Origin of the sequence: Bdellovibrio bacteriovorus (assembly GCF_025558485.1) — a bacterium.
GTDB lineage: Bacteria > Bdellovibrionota > Bdellovibrionia > Bdellovibrionales > Bdellovibrionaceae > Bdellovibrio > Bdellovibrio bacteriovorus_G.
Genome location: NZ_CP102930.1, coordinates 2,446,486 through 2,461,951, shown reverse-complemented (window position 1 = coordinate 2,461,951; position 15,466 = coordinate 2,446,486). Strand labels below are relative to the sequence as shown.

The window sequence follows — 15,466 nt, the reverse complement described above, 5'->3', positions numbered from 1 at the left end:
AGGAAAAGTTTCAATGAAATAAGCCGGAAGGTGGAAGAATCCGGGACAATATATTCCATGTCCGGAGTAAAGAGGGACATGTCAGAATTTGTCCGGAAAATTCTATATGAGGCGCCTGTGTCAGACTACAGAGGGCGTCTTCGGCACTTTGATTTTTGTCAGATCATGACGGGATTTTCCACTTGCCTTGAGCGGGGCGGGGGAAGGTTTGCTATTCTGGTCGTGAGCTTTTGAACAAAGGAGGCTGGCAATGTCTGGTCATCATAAAAACAAAGGTTTCAGTCAAACAAGCAAGCGCTTTGACGGGGCTTTAAAAGCCCAGCACCAGCGCAGTCGCAATAAACAGATGGACCATTCTGCGGATCATCACGAAATAGAATCGGAAAATCGTGAATCACAGAATGTGCCTTCTCAGAAAAAATCACCACGGTCATAGGGGGCTTCCATGAGAATGAATCCATTGCAGGACAGTGATACCGCCAAAAGCATTAACTTTTGCTTTACCACGTACCGATGTTGTCTGGAGACCTTAAATCACGTGCAGGAACAGGGGATCAAGTTTGCCCAAACGGATCTGGCATTGCTGTTACAGCTTTGTGCTGACACCTGTGACCTGCATGCCCGCATGGAGATGGCGGAGGTCGAGTTTGCCAGTCAGGGGGCCGAGTTGTGCTATGAGGTCTGCACGAAATGCGCGACAGAATGCGGAAAGTTTCCTGAAGATCATATTGTCGCCAAATGTGCCGATATCTGTCTGAAGTGCGCTGAGCATTGCCGGGGCATGATGGGCATGACGGTGCCAGTAAAGAACTCGCAGGTTTCCGCCCGGTTCTGAAAATAAAAAAGGCGTCTCATCGAGACGCCTTCATTTTTAGTGGCGGATCATTTCCGGCGTGGTTTCTGTTGCCAGATCATTCAGGCAATCCACAAAGAACTTGCAGATAATGAACAAGTGAACCTGTTCGTTAGCATCCAAAGATGGCTCCAGTTCCGGGGACATGAACAGTTCTTCAATGATGTAGTTCAGAATTTCAGGTTGACCGCCAGCGGCCGCTTTTTCCTGAAGGTCTGCGATCATGTCGTCATTGATTTGCAGATATTTTTCAAACTCTGCTTCATTCTTTTCAAATCTTTGCACAACTTCATCTTCAGTCATTGCACGCAGGGACTGGTACTGGTCTTCAAAGGAACGGTTCAGAATCAAAGCCATCATAAAGCCCAAATCCTGAGCGCCTTCGCTCATGTCTTCGATGAACTCCATAAAGAAGCCACCAAGATCCGGCTGAACTTCAAACAAATGCTCAGACGCTTTTTCAAGGTCACTTTCTTCCGTGATGCTGCAGATTTTATCGATGGAATTTTGCACGACTTGGAATGGGATTTTTTGCATAAACGACCTCTACTTTAGCTTTCCTTTAGCCCGAAAAGGGCTTTATAGTTGCAGAATACACAGGGAGTCTGGAAATATGCAATTTATTAACGTCATTGTCTTTTGTTTTATTTCAGTGGTGTCACTCGGTGCGACAGCTGAATCCGCCGCTGTGCTGACAGAAGACTTTTACAGTCGACAAATCCAACCGATTTTTGACAATCGCTGCCTGGCTTGCCATAGCTGTTTTAATGCTCCCTGCCAATTGAACCTGCAAAACTATGAAGGCTTCCAGCGCGGGGCCAATAAGCTCAATGTTTATGACGGAACTCGTCTGAAAAGCGTTGCCCCCTCACGTATTTGGATTGATGCCCATGGCAGTCAGTGGCGTGAGCGTGGTTTTTACGATGTCAGTACCAACAAGGACCCGGAACAAAATCTGTTCTTCCAGATGATTCAGCTGCGAAACTCAGCACCGGGAAAGGCCGTGAAAAAACAGGTTTCAGAATCCCAGGTCTGTGCTCAGACCATGACGGACTTTGCGAGCGTCGCCAAAAATACACCGGAACTGGGAATGCCGTATGGTTTTCCAGCCCTGAATCATGAAGAACTCAAAGCCCTGAAATCGTGGGTGGAAAAAGGAACCCCGGGACCGGACAAGGCCAGTCTGGAACAGCAGGAAAAACCATCACTGCCGTTGCGTAAACAAATTGCGGAATGGGAGGCATTTTTCAACGAGGAAAATAGCCGCCAGCGTCTGGTCAGTCGGTACATCTATGAGCATCTGTTCCTGGCTCATCTTTATTTCCCGGAAAAAAACGATGAGTTCTTCCGTTTGATTCGTTCACGCACCCGCTGTTCCAAAGGAACCGAGGAAATTGCCACCCGTCGTCCGAACGACGCTCCGGGGGTGACTAAATTCTGGTATTGTCTGCGCAAGTTCCCGGGCAGTGTGGTGCTGAAAACCCATATTCCTTATGAACTGAATGCAAAAAAAATGGCTCGGTACAAAGAGCTTTTCCTGAAGGAAAAATGGACAGTGTCCGAGCTGCCAGGCTATGAGCCGGGTGTAGCGGAAAACCCCTTTGTGGCCTTTAAGGATATTCCGGTGAAAGCCCGGTATCAGTTCCTGCTGGATGATTCCCAGTACCACGTCAGCACCTTTATTAAAGGCCAGGTGCGCAACCGCAGCCTGGGCTTCGTCTACCAGTTCCACCACCTGCTGCCCGAGTTCAGCGACAAGGAGGCCAACGGCCTCCGCAAGGCCAGGGTTATTTCAAAAAATGGAGTTTTCTGGAGGGCATCCGCATTATTCCTGGCCTTCCTGCCTGCGGAAGAACGTCTGTCTTATCGCCGGGCCTGGTATCGCGGTTTGCTGGCGCAGGTGAAGATGGCATATATTTTTCCGACCGTGGGTTCTGCGGAACCGACCGGGGTTAAATTCAATAACGAAAATCACACAAAAAAACAATTCGTGGAAAAAGCCCTGTTCTTCCATATGAATGAAAAAGTGCGTGGCTCTTTGGATTTTGTAAACTGGAAGGTTTTACAGGTGCCCGACAGCATGAAGCCGCTGTGGAAAGTGGAAGGCACTGAAAAAGAACTACGAAAAATGGCTTCGGTGAAGGCGCAGAAGAAAACACCGTTCGCCCGGAATTTTCCGGATCTGGCATTGTTGAAGATCAATGGTGCCGGTGAAAAACAGCAGGTGTATTCACTGATCCGAAATAAAGAGCACGAAAATATTTCGTGGATTCTGGGCGAGTCCCTGCGTATGGACCCGGCTGATGACACGCTGACGATTCGCGAAGGATTCTGGGGTTCTTACCCGAATATGATTTTTGAAGTGAAGGAAAACGAACTTCCGGCGTTTGTTTTGCAGGCTCGAAATATCAAAAATGAAAAAGATTATCAGGGGCTGGTGCGTCGCTATGGGGTGCGCCGAAGCAATGATAAGTTCTGGCGTGTGTACGATGATCTGGGTCGTTATATGAAGCAGTCAGATCCGGTGAACTTTGGATATCTGGATCTGACCCGCTATGATCTGCACTAAAAAATAAAATCACCTGAAGCCGGGTTCCAGGTCACTGTGTAAACCACACAGTTTGGCGTGGGCAGGGCTTCGGTTAGATCCGGTCGCAGGGAATGCAGGAACCGGCGCATGATCAAACCGTGCGTGCAAAGACCCACGGCTTTAAAATCCTTTTGCTGGCACAGATCTTTCAGTCCGGCAGCAAAGCGTTTGATAGCTTCCTTCGAGGATTCAGCCTCTGGAAAACGGAAATCCGCATTGTGATCCTGAACGGCCAGCCAGTTTTCCCAAACCGGTGTGCCAAATTTTTCAGCGACCTCTTCGCGCGTCCAGCCTTCGATTTCGCCCAGATAGACCTCGCGAAAGTGCGGTGAAATCAAAAGAGGATGCGACAGCTGTGTGTTGGCAATCTCGGCGGTCTGTCGGGCCCGGGTCAGGTCACTGCTGATAAAAAAATCCACGGGGTTTCTGTTAAAAAAATCCTGCAAGGCCAGGGCCTGATTGCGGCCTTCATTGTTCAAAGGAATGTCGGTGTGTCCCTGCAAACGGCGCTGATGATTCCAGTCAGTCAGCCCATGTCGGAAGAGATGAATGATTTTCTGCATAGTGGCTCTATTGAAGCACTTGCCACACACGACGGAAAGGGAAAAAATCTGAATATGAACAACATTTTTCGCGCCCTTCGTCAGTCTTTTGAAGCCCTGTTAAAAATTCGCATGTTTTTGCTGATTCTGGGACCGCCCGTGCTGACTGTACTGGGGCTGATGATTTTATTTGTGATTTTCTGGTCCACGTGGACCACGGGGCTGGCACAGCTTATTTCGCATGTCTGGGGCTATCAATGGATTCAAAGTGCCACAGGATTTACCGAGCTGGCATTCTGGATGGCGGTGCTGTTTTTAATTTTGATTTTTATACCACTGGCTTATGTGCTGAGTGTTTTAATTGTCTCCATTTTTGTGATGCCGGTGGTGCTTAAGTGGGTCGGCGATGGGGAATATAAGAATTTGGAAAAGCGCCGGGGTGGTTCGGTCGTGGGCAGTCTATGGAATACACTGAAGGCCACTGTGGGTTTTGTGATTGGCTTTGTCGTGACGTTGCCCCTGTGGTTTGTGCCAGGATGTCAGGTGTTGGTGCCGCTGTTGTTGACGGCGTGGCTGAACAAGAAGGTGTTTTTGTATGATGTCCTTCAGGACTATGCCGACAAAGACGAGCGTCAGCGTATTGAAAAAGAAGAGTCCGCCGGACTTTACGGCATGGGACTTTTATTAGGACTCCTCTCATATATTCCGCTGGCCTTCTTCTTTGTGCCGATTATTTCGGCCCTCAGTTACACCTATTACGGTTTAAATGCTCTACAGGCCCGCCGCCGCTAAATCAGTGGATTTTGGGGGCAAAGTGGTGTATTTCCTTGGCTTATGACGAAGTGCGGCCATGAAAGAAAGAACATTGATATCGACTCGCTAAACGAGCGTGTTCGCAAGGCGGGGATGAAGTTGACTCAGCAGCGCAGTCAGTTGCTGAAGATCCTGCTTCATCATCCAGAGCCGATTTCTGCCGACGAGATCTTCAAAAAAATCGACGACAAATCCGATGGTATGGATCTGGTGACGATCTACCGTATTCTGAAAAAATTTGAAGAGGCCAGTCTGGTGTCCCGTTTGGAATTCGGTGACGGGGTGGCACGTTTTGAACTGACTTTGGAATCCGGCCATCACCACCACCATGTGATTTGTCGTTTGTGTCAGCGGGTTGAGGCTTTGCATATCTGTGATCTGGATCAGCATATCAAGATGGTCGAGGCGATGGGATACAAACAGGTGGCGCATCGCCTGGATTTTTTTGGTGTGTGTTCCCGCTGTCAGTAATCCAGCGCGGTCTCTTCCTGCCAGCGTGGCAGTTTAATCACAAATGTCGTGTTCGGGGCTTCGCTGTGCAGACGCAGATCGCCTTTGTGACTTTTTATAATTCCCGCGGAAATACTTAAACCCAGACCCGTGCCCTTGCCAACCTCTTTGGTTGTGAAAAATGGCAGCATGATCTGATCGGCAATGGTGGCAGGAATGCCGCCGCCGGAATCTGTGACGAAAATCTCAATACTGTCCTCTTGTTCGGCGACGTTGATACGAATCCACTTGTCTTTAAGATCGGCGATGGCATCGAAGGAATTATTCAAAAGATTCAGCAGAACCTGCTCGATTTGAATCAGTCGGCATTCCACTTCCAGATCCGGATCAATGGGGCCGACTTCAATTTCCACGCCGTGATTGTAGAAACGCGTGCGACAGAACTCCAGCGTCTCTTCGATAACCTGTTTGACCGGAACAACTTCAAATGGATCGTAAGTTCCTTCACGGGCAAACGAACGCAGTGACTTGATGATGCGGGCGATTTTGTCAGCGGTGCGACTGATACTTTCGGCGGCCTGTTTGATTTTTACCGGGTCGGTTTTTCCGGCATCGACCATTTGTTGCAGCTGGAAGGCGCGGGCCTGAATAACTGTCAGGGGATTGTTGATTTCATGGGCGATCCCACCGGACATTTCACCCAGAGCTGCCATTTTGGTGGAGGAAATCATCTTGGCTTTGGCTTCGGCCATTTGCATTTCGGTTTGAATTTCCTCGGTGGAGTCCCAGGCAACCCCGTACATGCGCGGGGTTCCTGAAGGGGTCATGAACTTTCCGTAGCACTTGATATGATGAACTTCTTTGTTTTGATAAGCCACGCGATAGGTGACGTAAAAATCCTGGTGGTTGGTGACGGCTTCGTTGACCTTGCGGTTCACGTTTTCCATGTCCTCACGCAGGGCGCGCTTCCACACCTCGGTCATCGGATCAATGCCGGGTTCTTGCGGGACATCGTGCATGGAGTACATCTTGCTGTCCCATTGCAGGCGGTTTTGTTCAATGTCCCATTCCCACGTTCCCATATTGGCGGCAGACAGGGACAGATTCATTTTTTCGATGGTTTTCTTCAGGGTTTCTTCGTAGCTTTTGCGATCATTGACGTCGGTGGCAATACCCAGAATGCTGTTCACTTTGCCGTGTTCGTCACGGGAAAACGGGGTGATGCGATCGTTGATCCAGTGATACTGGCCCTTGCTGTCCTTGAAGCGGTATTCGATGGAAATGACTTCGCCTTCCTTAAGCTCCCGGGATCTTTCAATGGCCGCATTAAGCACGGGAACGTCATCGGGGTGCATGGACCGGGCGTAGTATTCGGTCCCTTGGGCACGAATTTCCGCCAGAGTGTAGCCGTAAAGATCCTTCACCCGATCGTTGAACCACACCATATTGACCTCGTTAAGGTCGAATATATAAACGCTGTTGGGGATCGTTTGATTGATCTTCTCAAGAAGGGTGTTTTTATCGTTCAAAAGGTCGGCTATTTTCATAAATGGCTTTTAGTCTAATTCAAGATTCTTGTAACGCGAAACGGCTAAAAACGGCCAAAATCATAATAAAACCTTAACATTACACCCAAGAATGCTGGTGCTAGACTTTAGCCTATAAATCCATAGGAGATTTTTATGCTTACCAACTTGGTTGCGGCTTTGTCTTTGATTGTCGGCGTGTCTGTATCTTTGTCAGTGGCTCAGGCGCAGGTTCCTGTTATCAAGATCGACGGTTCTTCAACAGTGTTCCCGATCACAGAGGCGATGGCGGAAGAATTCCAAACAGCTCAGCGTGGGAAAGTGCGTGTGACTGTGGGGATCTCCGGGACTGGCGGTGGCTTTAAAAAATTCTGCCGTGGTGAAATCGATGTTCAGGATGCATCCCGTCCGATCCAAACATCCGAGCTGGAAGCCTGCCGCAAAGCCGGGATCAAATTCCTGGAGCTTCCGATTGCTTACGATGCCACGGCTGTTGTGGTGAATCCTAAAAATACCTGGATCAAGTCCATGACCGTGGCAGAATTGAAAAAAATGTGGGAGCCCGCAGCGCAAGGCAAGGTGGGCAAGTGGAGCGATGTCAATCCTGCGTGGCCTAAAGAAAACCTGAAACTTTACGGTGCGGGTTCTGACTCTGGGACATTTGACTACTTCACCGAAGCTATCGTTGGGAAGTCGAAGTCTTCTCGTGGTGACTATACTGCCAGCGAAGATGACAACACTCTGGTAACAGGTGTTTCCAACGATCTTTATGCGCTTGGCTATGTTCCATTGGCTTACTATGAAGAAAACCGCGCTAAGCTGAAAGTCGTAGCGATTGTGGGGGGCGATAAGGCTCCTAAGAAAAACGAAGCAGTGCTTCCAGGGCGTGAAACCGTTGAAAACGGTACCTACTTCCCATTGTCCCGTCCGATCTTTATCTATGTCAGTGAAAAGTCCATGGCGAAAGCGGAAGTAAAGGACTTTGTGAATTTCTACCTCAGCAAGTCTTTTGAGATCGTGCCTCAGGTTAAATATGTTCCACTTCCAGCCAAGGCTTATGATGCCGTGAAAGAGCACGTGAAAAAGAACAAAGTCGGCACAGTCTTTGGCGGTCACTCTGAAATTGGTCTTAAAATTGAAGAGTTGATGAAGCGCGAAGGTTCGTTGTAGTTTAAAGCACGTGAGTAAAAGCCAACTTAGAAAACTTTCTGAATTTACATCCGCTGACCATCCGGTTCGGCGGATGCGTCGTTTAAGGGAACGGGCCATTGAAACGGTGCTGTTTCTGGCGGCGGCGTCCTCGGTTTTGGTGACAATCGGTATCGTGGGTATTCTGGTTGTGGAAAGCATTCCGTTCTTTGAACATGTGACGTTCAAAGAGTTCCTGACGGACACCCAATGGACTCCTCTTTTTGAAAATGCCCATTATGGAATTCTGCCTTTGCTAAGTGGAACTTTGCTTTCCACGGTGATTGCATTGTCAGTGGCGATTCCTCTGGGGACCGTGGCAGCGGCTTTCCTAAGTGAATACGTGCGCCCCAGTTGGAGAGAGTTTTTAAAGCCCATGCTGGAGCTGCTGGCAGCGGTTCCCACCGTCGTGTACGGCTATTTTGCCTTGCTCTTTGTGACACCGCTGTTGCAAAAAATCATTCCTTCCTTAAGTGGCTTTAACGTGCTGAGTGCCGGGATTGTTATCGGGGTGATGATCGTGCCTTATGTCAGCAGTCTTAGTGAAGATGCCATGCGCTCTGTGCCGAATCATCTGCGCGAGGCTTCGTTTGCAGTCGGGGCTTCCCGTATGCAGACAGCATTCCGCGTGGTTATTCCAGCGGCCTTTTCGGGAATCACATCTGCGTATGTTTTGGGGATCTCCCGGGCGTTGGGGGAAACCATGGTGGTGGCTATTGCCGCTGGTATGCAGCCGAATCTGACGATCAACCCCACAGAGCCTGCCGCGACGATCACAGCCTTCATTGTCCAGGTCAGTCTGGGGGACCTGCCGCATGGATCGATTGGCTATCAGTCCATCTACGTGGCGGGGTTAAGTCTTTTGGTGCTGACTCTTTGCTTTAACATCGTCGGCCTGTGGCTGCGCAAAAAGTTCCAGGAGAAAGAATAGTGGAAGCTCATCAGGATCTTTTAGCCAATATCAAGCGCCGCCAGATGTGGGACTTTGTATTTGCATTGATGGGGCTGTTGGCCTTGCTGTTTGCTTTGGTAACCTTGTTGGCCTTGATTGTTGATTTGGCGATTACCGGTGTTCCGCGCATCAACGCTGAGTTCTTTGTGAATTTCCCATCACGTTTTGCTGAAAAAGCGGGGATCTTGTCAGCGTGGGTGGGATCATTCTGCATCATGATCACGACGGCGTTCTGTGCCATTCCATTGGGGGTGGCTGCCGGGGTTTACCTTGAGGAATACTCCAAAAAGAACTGGATTTCACAGCTCATTGAATTGAACATCATCAATCTGGCGGGGATTCCTTCGATCACTTACGGTCTGATGGCGCTGGGGTTGTTCGTTTATAAATTAAAACTTGGGCAAAGCATTCTGACAGCGGGTTTAACTCTGGGGCTGCTGGTGCTGCCGATTATTATTGTCACAACCCGTGAAGCGATTCGTGCCATTCCCAACACCATTCGTGAAGCCAGTTATGCCATGGGTGCCAGCAAGTGGCAGACGGTGCGCTATCATATTCTGCCTTATTCTTCCGGTGGTATTTTGACGGGCGTGATTATTTCCCTGTCGCGCGCTATCGGGGAAACCGCACCGCTAATCACTATCGGAGCTCTGACCTTTATTGCTTTCCTGCCGACACCGCCGGTTGACGGGCAGTTCCCGTACTTGAACTTTAAGTGGCTTATGGACCCATTCACGGTGATGCCGATTCAGATGTTTAACTGGTTGTCGCGACCTCAGCCCGAGTTCCATGTGAATGCCGCAGCGACCGGGGTGGTATTGCTTTTGATGACTTTGATTATGAACGGGGGGGCGATCTATCTGCGTTCCCGTTTCCGTAAAAAGATGAAGTGGTAATTTATGCAGCAGTTGAATTTGCGTGCTGAAGTTAAGAATTTGATTTTTTCCTATGGCGATAAAAAGGTGCTTAATGGCATCACGTTGCCGATCTATGAAAACCGAGTGACGGCGTTGATCGGTCCTTCCGGTTGTGGAAAAACCACGCTGCTTCGTTGTTTTAATCGCATGCATGATTTATACGCCAATGCGCAATACCACGGCGAAATTCTGCTGTATCCGGATCAAAGAAACATCCTGGGTAAAGAAATTGACCCGATGGAAGTGCGCATGCGTATCGGAATGGTTTTTCAAAAACCAAATCCGTTCCCGAAAAGTATTTACGACAACGTCGCTTACGGCTTGACTGTTCGCGGGGTCAAAAAGAAAAGCTTCATCGAAGAACAAGTCGAAAAATCCCTGCAACAGGCCAGTCTGTGGAACGAAGTCAAAGATCGTTTGCATTCCTCCGCCACGGCTCTTTCGGGCGGTCAACAGCAGCGTCTGTGCATTGCACGTGCTTTGGCGACAGAACCGGAAATCCTGCTTCTGGACGAACCAACCTCAGCCTTGGACCCGATCTCCACTCGTCACATTGAAGAACTGATTCAGGAACTGCGTAAGGACGTGACGATTGCGATTGTCACCCACAGCTTGCACCAAGCCGCTCGCGTTTCCGATTTCACCGCCTTCATGTATCTGGGCGATCTGATTGAATTTGGTGCAAGTGACCAAATCTTCACCAATCCAAAGGATCAGAGAACCGAAAACTACATCACCGGCCGCTTCGGCTAAAAGGTACCTGCTTACTTTTGCAGAAGCGTTGCGTTGTTTTTTTAGAAGATGACGTATCTTAGGCTTAGTTTGGCGTAGTAGGCGTTGCCGATATCGACGGGGTTTTTCGGGTTGATTTCGTAGTTTTCAGCCTGGAAGAAGCGACGGTCGAAAGAGTGGCCCAGCTCCAAGTCTGCGAATGTTGTTTTTGATAGTGGTGATTTGAAGCCGACAAAGAATTTCTTTTCATCGTAAAACAATCTGTCGGCACGGTTGTTGCGACCATAAGGCAGATAAGTGACTTGGGAAAAATCCAACCCCGCGTAGGCTTGCGCATACTCGTTCACTTTGTAGTACACAGATCCTTTTACAATCCACGGAACCAGCGTGAAGAAGTTAACACCCCATTTGTCGGCAAACTGCCAGTTCATAGAGGCAAAGGGGGCCCCCAGGACCAGACGGAATTCCTTGGACGGATAGTAGAACCATGCAAAGCCCGGCAGGGGAATGTTGTTCAGGATCGGTCGGTTGTTGGAATAGTTTGCCAGCAGAAGCCAACTGCTTTTTTCATCGCTAGGATAAGAGTAGAAGGCCGTTAATCCCAGTGTGGAAACAGTCGGGTCGTAAAAAGGCTTATCACTTGCAGAACCATAATTCATTATCACGGACCACATGCGCTTTTCACTCAGCATCTGCGTATAGCCCATGCCGAACTGAATGTCGTAAAGTTCTGAGTGGCCGTTTTGAGAAGGGGCCACTGTCAACTGAGTCCCGGACAGGGAAAGGCTGACGGCTTCGCTGTCTGTCTTGTAAACGGGGACAGAGGCGCTGAGGGACTGGTATCTCATGTTGGCGCGTTCTTGCGGGAATTCGGCTTTATCAAGAAAAGTTCCCATATAACTAAAGATCGTGCGTTGCTGCCCCGGAGGCGTCAGGCCTTGAGCCAGTTCAAAGGCATTGGCAAAGATAGGTGCGCTGAAAATCAGGACAGAAGCCAAAAACTTGTTCATAGAAAATTAGCATAGCGAGGTCTTTGTCAGTTCACAATGCGATTTCGCTGCGGGGGTCGAACTATCTGTCGAAAATTTACTTACAGGATCTTAACTCGAGTTTTCCGGAAACCTTGGCTAGCGTGGGTTATCCCTTTCAAAGCAGGTGAATCATGTTAAGCCGAGGCAGAATTTTTCTCTTCGCTTTTGCGGCGGTGGGAGTCCTTGGGGCGATGGCCTTTAAAGAACTGATCCCGAAGCAACAAGGCTCTTGTCTGCAGATCTTTTTTGATCCGGAAGGTGACGGGCAGGTACAGTCAGGTCGCGGTTTTGCGATCGCTTTGCAAAGGCTGTTGTCGCCGTATGAAGGGGTGCAGATTCGCAAGGCATCCATTGACCTCTATCAGCGGGGTATGGTGGGGCTTTGCGGAAAGAATATTTATATTGGAACTCATTTTGACCATCGCGTTCCCCGGGTGTTCGTTGAAGACTTTATGAATGCCAGGGGGAGCGTTGCGTGGTTTGGCTACAATATCTGGCAAATGGGCCCGCGTTTGGAGCAGGACTTGGGACTGCGCTTTCTGCGCTCGGCCCGCCCTGATGCGCGTGGATCTTTTGACGAAATTGTCTATGAAGGGGGAACCTTCAAAAAAAGCCGTAGCAAGCGCGCCTTTGAACAGGTGGAGCTGTTGCCTGCGGATGTTTCCAAGTTCGTGACATTGGCTGAATCCAGAAATTCCCGCACGCGAGAACTGGTGCCTTACATCGTGCGTTCGAAAAACCGCTTCTACATCGCCGACATCCCAGAGATTGAAAACTCCGACCACGTCAGTCTGATGCTTGCCGAAATCCTGGCCCGTTTCATGGAAGACCCCACTCGCCCAAGATCCAAACCCAAATTCATAGCCGCCACCGAATAAAAGGGGACTCTCCGTCTTCTTTGTGGAGGTTAGTCTTCTGTTCTTATCCGAAAATCGAACTCTTTCGCCAGGGGATGCCTGCCTCGGCTTATCCCGTGGTTCTATGTAAATTGCAGTTAAAACAGATATTTATGGTTGTGCATATAGGATATGTACAAAAGGAAAGGTCTGTTTTATAATGAGGATAGAATTTGTGTGGAGTGCCGCTAAGGCAGATTCTAATCGAAAGAAGCATGGAGTCTCGTTCGAAGAAGCCAGCTCTGTTTTTTACGATGAGAATGCGTTGCTGATTCGTGATGATATGCATTCCGTTGGCGAAGAGCGGTTTATAATTCTGGGAAGAAGCTCCAAGGGAAATATTCTAATTGTTGTTCATCTTTATTGGGAGGCTGAGGAGGTTGTCAGGATTGTGTCTGCTCGCAATGCAACCCGAACCGAGATGAATCAATACTTTTCAAGGTGATATGTATGAAAAAAGAGTATGACTTTTCAAAAGCACAGAAGAATCCATATCTGAAGAAATTGAAAACTCGGACGACGATTCGGCTTGATGATGAAGTGATTGAATACTTTCAAGAGCTGTCAGGTTCGACCGAAATTCCTTACCAGACGCTTATTAACTTCTATCTTCGAGATTGTATGGAAAAGCGTTTGAAGCCAGACCTGTCCTGGGGAAAAAAGCGCAGATAGACGGATTGCGTTATTTAGACGAAATAATTGGATATGAGCCAGGGGAGTCGCTAGGCTATTGGGATGACGTCATTGCAAACAGATAAATACTTTATTCGTGAGAGCATGTTCAATCTTGTCGAGCTGTCTTTGTTAGCTCGTTTCTACGAAGAGTATTGCACGCCTGCGGCGTCCTCGGGGAAAATCAACCCGGAATCTTTGGCGCAGACCCTGCTTAAAATGAAAGCCACCGAAGGCAAGGGGCAATTGAGGGTTGCTATTTACGAAACGGATCCCATTGGCTTCTTCTGGAGTTACGAGGGGAAAGTTCTGGCTCACTGGGTTCACCCGGATCTTCTTCTGGAGTTACGAGGGGAAAGTTCTGGCTCACTGGGTTCACCCGGATCACCGCAATCAAGGCGTTGAACAAAACCTTCTAGGCGGCGCTTAAATCAATTTGAATCTGCTTATATTCGACGAGAGGTGTTTTGATCTTTCGACCGTTTTGAGTGGATTCGCGGATTTTAATTGCACCCACTTCTTCCAGAAAAAGAATAATTTTATTGAGATTTGAGACATCCATTTTGGCAATCTTTGCCAGCTCATAGACTGATTTGGGTTTGTGAATGATGATAGTCGATAACAATGCAATATTCTTAGCGAATCGATCAAAATCTTTTTTATTGTCAAACGAGATTTCAAAGTGATCCTGTTTGCGTTTTTGTTTGCGAGCTGCACTTAAAGCAGATTTGAAATCATTCAAAGCTTCTTCAGGACTTTTAATCGAGACTACAAGTGTTTTCATAGCTTAACTCCCAGTTCATCCAGGGCTCTTAGTTTAAAATCCTCGATGAGTTGATTTTCGTTTATAAAGACATAGGGAAACTCTTGTTTTCCTATGTGGTAATGCGGACCCTTCGGATGGTGATTGTCGAATAAAACAAAGTGCCCGCTTTCTATGTCCTTACAAATTAAACCGTACTTAACTCCATCAGGATATGTTTTGGATCGGCCCACATCGTGGATAGTCATTTCGATCACAAAACGGCCCTGTACCCAAGCTTTATGATAAAAAAGCAGGTGGGCTTTCATATTGGTTTATTATTACCTATATTTGATTTTTTGTCCATAGTTTCCTCTTTTTGGCGGTCTGTGCAAGTTTTAGGCGCATTAAATAGCTTTTAAGAGAGGACTGTCAGAAGTTGGAGTCTGAAATTCGGCCAAAAAGAGAGTGATTGATGGCGCAATAGCCGCTAAAACTACCTTATGACCACCACCAAAAATTACTGGAGCAATAAACGCGTTTTTGTCACTCAGCCGACCGGCTTTTTGGGGGCGTGGGTGGTGAAGACTTTGTTGGCTCAAAATGCTCAAGTGTTCGGCTTCGGTGAAGCTCCGGCAACGGCAACGAATCTTTTTGATCTGGAAAATCTGGGGCAGAAGATCTCTATGACTTTCGGAGATTTGCGCGATGAGGTGGCTGTCCGTGAGGCGTTGTCATTTGCCCAGGCTGATGCTGTTATTCACTTGGGCGAATCGGGGCTTTTGCAGGAAGCGCAGGCCCGAGCGTTGGAAACATTCAGTAAGTCGGCACTTGGCACTGCGACGCTGATGGAGCTTATGCGTGAAACGGCTTCTGTGCGCGCTGTCGTGGTGGTCAGTTCTGACAAGGTATATGCGCGAAAGCCCTCTCAAGACGCTTACACCGAAGAAGACAGTGTGGCCGCTTCCGCAGTTTTACCGACCGCCAAGCTTTGCGCAGAATTGATTGCGCTTTCTTATCGGCAGACGTTCTTTGCGCCGGAAAAATATAACAAGCATAAAATAGCCATTGCCACAGCTCGGATGGGTTCTGCCGTCGGCGGCGGAGATTTCACAGAACAGGCTTTGATTCCACAGGCTGTAAGAGCCTTCATCGGTGGAGAAGTTTTTGCCTTGAGGAATCCCCAATCTTTGCGCCCGTGGATCGCCGTTCAAGATCAGGTCGAGGGACTTTTGGCACTGGCGCAAGGGTTGATCGAAAAAGGTCCAAAACTTGCGGCAAGCTATAATTTTGGTCCTGAGGAAATGCACGCCGTTGGCGAAGTGGCGCGTATTTTAGCAGACGAATGGGGTGCAAAGGCACAACTTTCTTTGAATCAGGAAATAAAATCCAACATCTCCCGTCACGGTGAGCTAAATTCGCATATGGCAAAGCGGGATCTGGGCTGGGAACCACAGCGAAATCTGCAAAACACTCTAAAAGAAACCATTCAGTGGTATAAAGAATTTTATTCTTCTGCGACTTCTGCTAAGTTGTAGGGATGGCCTTTTTCGGATTAACAC

The 15,466-nt window shown here is 48.4% G+C and carries 19 protein-coding genes; 14 read left to right on the top strand and 5 right to left on the bottom strand.

Annotated elements, in window-relative coordinates:
- The first annotated feature begins 250 nt into the window (after nucleotides 1-250).
- Both EZJ49_RS12130 and EZJ49_RS12125 read left to right on the top strand, forming a co-directional pair.
- Nucleotides 251-436 carry a hypothetical protein gene (locus tag EZJ49_RS12130; protein ID WP_262552410.1) on the top strand — a complete coding sequence of 62 codons (186 nt, stop codon included), beginning with the start codon at nucleotides 251-253 and terminating at the stop codon, nucleotides 434-436.
- A gap of 9 nt (nucleotides 437-445) precedes the next feature.
- Nucleotides 446-835 carry a four-helix bundle copper-binding protein gene (locus tag EZJ49_RS12125; protein WP_262552409.1) on the top strand — a complete coding sequence of 130 codons (390 nt, stop codon included), beginning with the start codon at nucleotides 446-448 and terminating at the stop codon, nucleotides 833-835.
- A gap of 36 nt (nucleotides 836-871) precedes the next feature.
- On the opposite strand, the gene EZJ49_RS12120 is transcribed toward EZJ49_RS12125, so the two are convergent.
- Entirely contained in the window at nucleotides 872-1,390 is a 519-nt protein-coding gene (locus EZJ49_RS12120) for a hypothetical protein (protein ID WP_262552408.1), read from the bottom strand.
- A gap of 76 nt (nucleotides 1,391-1,466) precedes the next feature.
- Between EZJ49_RS12120 and EZJ49_RS12115 the strand changes: the two genes are divergently transcribed.
- Nucleotides 1,467-3,422, top strand: a complete 1,956-nt coding sequence (locus EZJ49_RS12115; protein ID WP_262552407.1) for a fatty acid cis/trans isomerase — start codon at nucleotides 1,467-1,469, stop codon at nucleotides 3,420-3,422.
- Here EZJ49_RS12115 and EZJ49_RS12110 read toward each other — a convergent pair.
- A complete protein-coding gene (locus EZJ49_RS12110; RefSeq protein WP_262552406.1) occupies nucleotides 3,419-4,006 on the bottom strand; it encodes a histidine phosphatase family protein in 588 nt (195 codons plus the stop codon). The two genes, EZJ49_RS12115 and EZJ49_RS12110, sit on opposite strands and share 4 nt — an antisense overlap.
- A gap of 54 nt (nucleotides 4,007-4,060) precedes the next feature.
- Between EZJ49_RS12110 and EZJ49_RS12105 the strand changes: the two genes are divergently transcribed.
- Nucleotides 4,061-4,777, top strand: a complete 717-nt coding sequence (locus EZJ49_RS12105; protein ID WP_262552405.1) for an EI24 domain-containing protein — start codon at nucleotides 4,061-4,063, stop codon at nucleotides 4,775-4,777.
- Nucleotides 4,778-4,819: 42 nt separating this feature from the next.
- Nucleotides 4,820-5,269, top strand: a complete 450-nt coding sequence (locus EZJ49_RS12100; protein ID WP_262552404.1) for a Fur family transcriptional regulator — start codon at nucleotides 4,820-4,822, stop codon at nucleotides 5,267-5,269.
- On the opposite strand, the gene EZJ49_RS12095 is transcribed toward EZJ49_RS12100, so the two are convergent.
- Entirely contained in the window at nucleotides 5,263-6,795 is a 1,533-nt protein-coding gene (locus EZJ49_RS12095) for a sensor histidine kinase (protein WP_262552403.1), read from the bottom strand. The genes EZJ49_RS12100 and EZJ49_RS12095 overlap by 7 nt on opposite strands.
- Nucleotides 6,796-6,930: 135 nt before the next feature.
- On the opposite strand from EZJ49_RS12095, the gene EZJ49_RS12090 reads away from it, so the two are divergent.
- The 4 genes from EZJ49_RS12090 to pstB all read left to right on the top strand — a co-directional run bounded on the left by EZJ49_RS12090 (nucleotide 6,931) and on the right by pstB (nucleotide 10,584).
- Nucleotides 6,931-7,944, top strand: a complete 1,014-nt coding sequence (locus EZJ49_RS12090; protein WP_262552402.1) for a PstS family phosphate ABC transporter substrate-binding protein — start codon at nucleotides 6,931-6,933, stop codon at nucleotides 7,942-7,944.
- A 73-nt stretch (nucleotides 7,945-8,017) separates the two neighbouring features.
- Entirely contained in the window at nucleotides 8,018-8,893 is an 876-nt protein-coding gene (gene pstC / locus EZJ49_RS12085) for a phosphate ABC transporter permease subunit PstC (protein WP_262552399.1), read from the top strand.
- A 44-nt stretch (nucleotides 8,894-8,937) separates the two neighbouring features.
- The gene (gene pstA, locus EZJ49_RS12080) at nucleotides 8,938-9,810 is read left to right on the top strand and encodes a phosphate ABC transporter permease PstA (RefSeq protein ID WP_410468768.1); all 873 of its coding nucleotides are present in this window, start codon (nucleotides 8,938-8,940) and stop codon (nucleotides 9,808-9,810) included.
- A 3-nt stretch (nucleotides 9,811-9,813) separates the two neighbouring features.
- A complete protein-coding gene (pstB, locus tag EZJ49_RS12075) occupies nucleotides 9,814-10,584 on the top strand; it encodes a phosphate ABC transporter ATP-binding protein PstB (RefSeq protein ID WP_262552397.1) in 771 nt (256 codons plus the stop codon).
- Nucleotides 10,585-10,625: 41 nt separating this feature from the next.
- Here pstB and EZJ49_RS12070 read toward each other — a convergent pair whose 3' ends face one another.
- Entirely contained in the window at nucleotides 10,626-11,573 is a 948-nt protein-coding gene (locus EZJ49_RS12070) for a hypothetical protein (RefSeq protein WP_262552396.1), read from the bottom strand.
- A 212-nt stretch (nucleotides 11,574-11,785) separates the two neighbouring features.
- On the opposite strand from EZJ49_RS12070, the gene EZJ49_RS12065 reads away from it, so the two are divergent.
- The 4 genes from EZJ49_RS12065 to EZJ49_RS12055 all read left to right on the top strand — a co-directional run bounded on the left by EZJ49_RS12065 (nucleotide 11,786) and on the right by EZJ49_RS12055 (nucleotide 13,567).
- Nucleotides 11,786-12,472 carry a hypothetical protein gene (locus EZJ49_RS12065; RefSeq protein WP_262552395.1) on the top strand — a complete coding sequence of 229 codons (687 nt, stop codon included), beginning with the start codon at nucleotides 11,786-11,788 and terminating at the stop codon, nucleotides 12,470-12,472.
- 175 nt (nucleotides 12,473-12,647) lie between these two features.
- A complete protein-coding gene (locus tag EZJ49_RS16450) occupies nucleotides 12,648-12,935 on the top strand; it encodes a BrnT family toxin (protein WP_410468767.1) in 288 nt (95 codons plus the stop codon).
- 5 nt (nucleotides 12,936-12,940) lie between these two features.
- Nucleotides 12,941-13,162 carry a BrnA antitoxin family protein gene (locus tag EZJ49_RS12060; protein ID WP_262552394.1) on the top strand — a complete coding sequence of 74 codons (222 nt, stop codon included), beginning with the start codon at nucleotides 12,941-12,943 and terminating at the stop codon, nucleotides 13,160-13,162.
- A 63-nt stretch (nucleotides 13,163-13,225) separates the two neighbouring features.
- A complete protein-coding gene (locus EZJ49_RS12055) occupies nucleotides 13,226-13,567 on the top strand; it encodes a hypothetical protein (RefSeq protein ID WP_262552393.1) in 342 nt (113 codons plus the stop codon).
- A 10-nt stretch (nucleotides 13,568-13,577) separates the two neighbouring features.
- Here EZJ49_RS12055 and EZJ49_RS12050 read toward each other — a convergent pair whose 3' ends face one another.
- Complete coding sequence (locus EZJ49_RS12050; RefSeq protein WP_262552391.1) at nucleotides 13,578-13,946, bottom strand: hypothetical protein; 369 nt, start codon at nucleotides 13,944-13,946, stop codon at nucleotides 13,578-13,580.
- Between the two features lie 461 nt (nucleotides 13,947-14,407).
- Here EZJ49_RS12050 and EZJ49_RS12045 point away from each other — a divergent pair, with 461 nt between their 5' ends.
- A complete protein-coding gene (locus EZJ49_RS12045; protein ID WP_262552390.1) occupies nucleotides 14,408-15,442 on the top strand; it encodes an NAD-dependent epimerase/dehydratase family protein in 1,035 nt (344 codons plus the stop codon).
- Nucleotides 15,443-15,466: the final 24 nt, after the last annotated feature.

Excerpts from the sequence above, each read along its gene's own strand:
- EZJ49_RS12090 (WP_262552402.1), top strand. The coding sequence starts at position 6,931 with ATGCTTACCAACTTGGTTGCGGCTTTGTCTTTGATTGTCGGCGTGTCT.
- EZJ49_RS12070 (WP_262552396.1), bottom strand. The coding sequence starts at position 11,573 with ATGAACAAGTTTTTGGCTTCTGTCCTGATTTTCAGCGCACCTATCTTT.
- pstB (WP_262552397.1), top strand. The coding sequence starts at position 9,814 with ATGCAGCAGTTGAATTTGCGTGCTGAAGTTAAGAATTTGATTTTTTCC.
- EZJ49_RS12110 (WP_262552406.1), bottom strand. The coding sequence starts at position 4,006 with ATGCAGAAAATCATTCATCTCTTCCGACATGGGCTGACTGACTGGAAT.
- EZJ49_RS12095 (WP_262552403.1), bottom strand. The coding sequence starts at position 6,795 with ATGAAAATAGCCGACCTTTTGAACGATAAAAACACCCTTCTTGAGAAG.
- EZJ49_RS12130 (WP_262552410.1), top strand. The coding sequence starts at position 251 with ATGTCTGGTCATCATAAAAACAAAGGTTTCAGTCAAACAAGCAAGCGC.
- pstC (WP_262552399.1), top strand. The coding sequence starts at position 8,018 with ATGCGTCGTTTAAGGGAACGGGCCATTGAAACGGTGCTGTTTCTGGCG.
- EZJ49_RS12065 (WP_262552395.1), top strand. The coding sequence starts at position 11,786 with ATGGCCTTTAAAGAACTGATCCCGAAGCAACAAGGCTCTTGTCTGCAG.
- EZJ49_RS12100 (WP_262552404.1), top strand. The coding sequence starts at position 4,820 with ATGACGAAGTGCGGCCATGAAAGAAAGAACATTGATATCGACTCGCTA.
- EZJ49_RS12045 (WP_262552390.1), top strand. The coding sequence starts at position 14,408 with ATGACCACCACCAAAAATTACTGGAGCAATAAACGCGTTTTTGTCACT.
- EZJ49_RS12050 (WP_262552391.1), bottom strand. The coding sequence starts at position 13,946 with ATGAAAACACTTGTAGTCTCGATTAAAAGTCCTGAAGAAGCTTTGAAT.
- EZJ49_RS12055 (WP_262552393.1), top strand. The coding sequence starts at position 13,226 with ATGACGTCATTGCAAACAGATAAATACTTTATTCGTGAGAGCATGTTC.
- EZJ49_RS12115 (WP_262552407.1), top strand. The coding sequence starts at position 1,467 with ATGCAATTTATTAACGTCATTGTCTTTTGTTTTATTTCAGTGGTGTCA.
- EZJ49_RS12060 (WP_262552394.1), top strand. The coding sequence starts at position 12,941 with ATGAAAAAAGAGTATGACTTTTCAAAAGCACAGAAGAATCCATATCTG.
- EZJ49_RS12120 (WP_262552408.1), bottom strand. The coding sequence starts at position 1,390 with ATGCAAAAAATCCCATTCCAAGTCGTGCAAAATTCCATCGATAAAATC.
- EZJ49_RS12125 (WP_262552409.1), top strand. The coding sequence starts at position 446 with ATGAGAATGAATCCATTGCAGGACAGTGATACCGCCAAAAGCATTAAC.
- pstA (WP_410468768.1), top strand. The coding sequence starts at position 8,938 with ATGTGGGACTTTGTATTTGCATTGATGGGGCTGTTGGCCTTGCTGTTT.
- EZJ49_RS12105 (WP_262552405.1), top strand. The coding sequence starts at position 4,061 with ATGAACAACATTTTTCGCGCCCTTCGTCAGTCTTTTGAAGCCCTGTTA.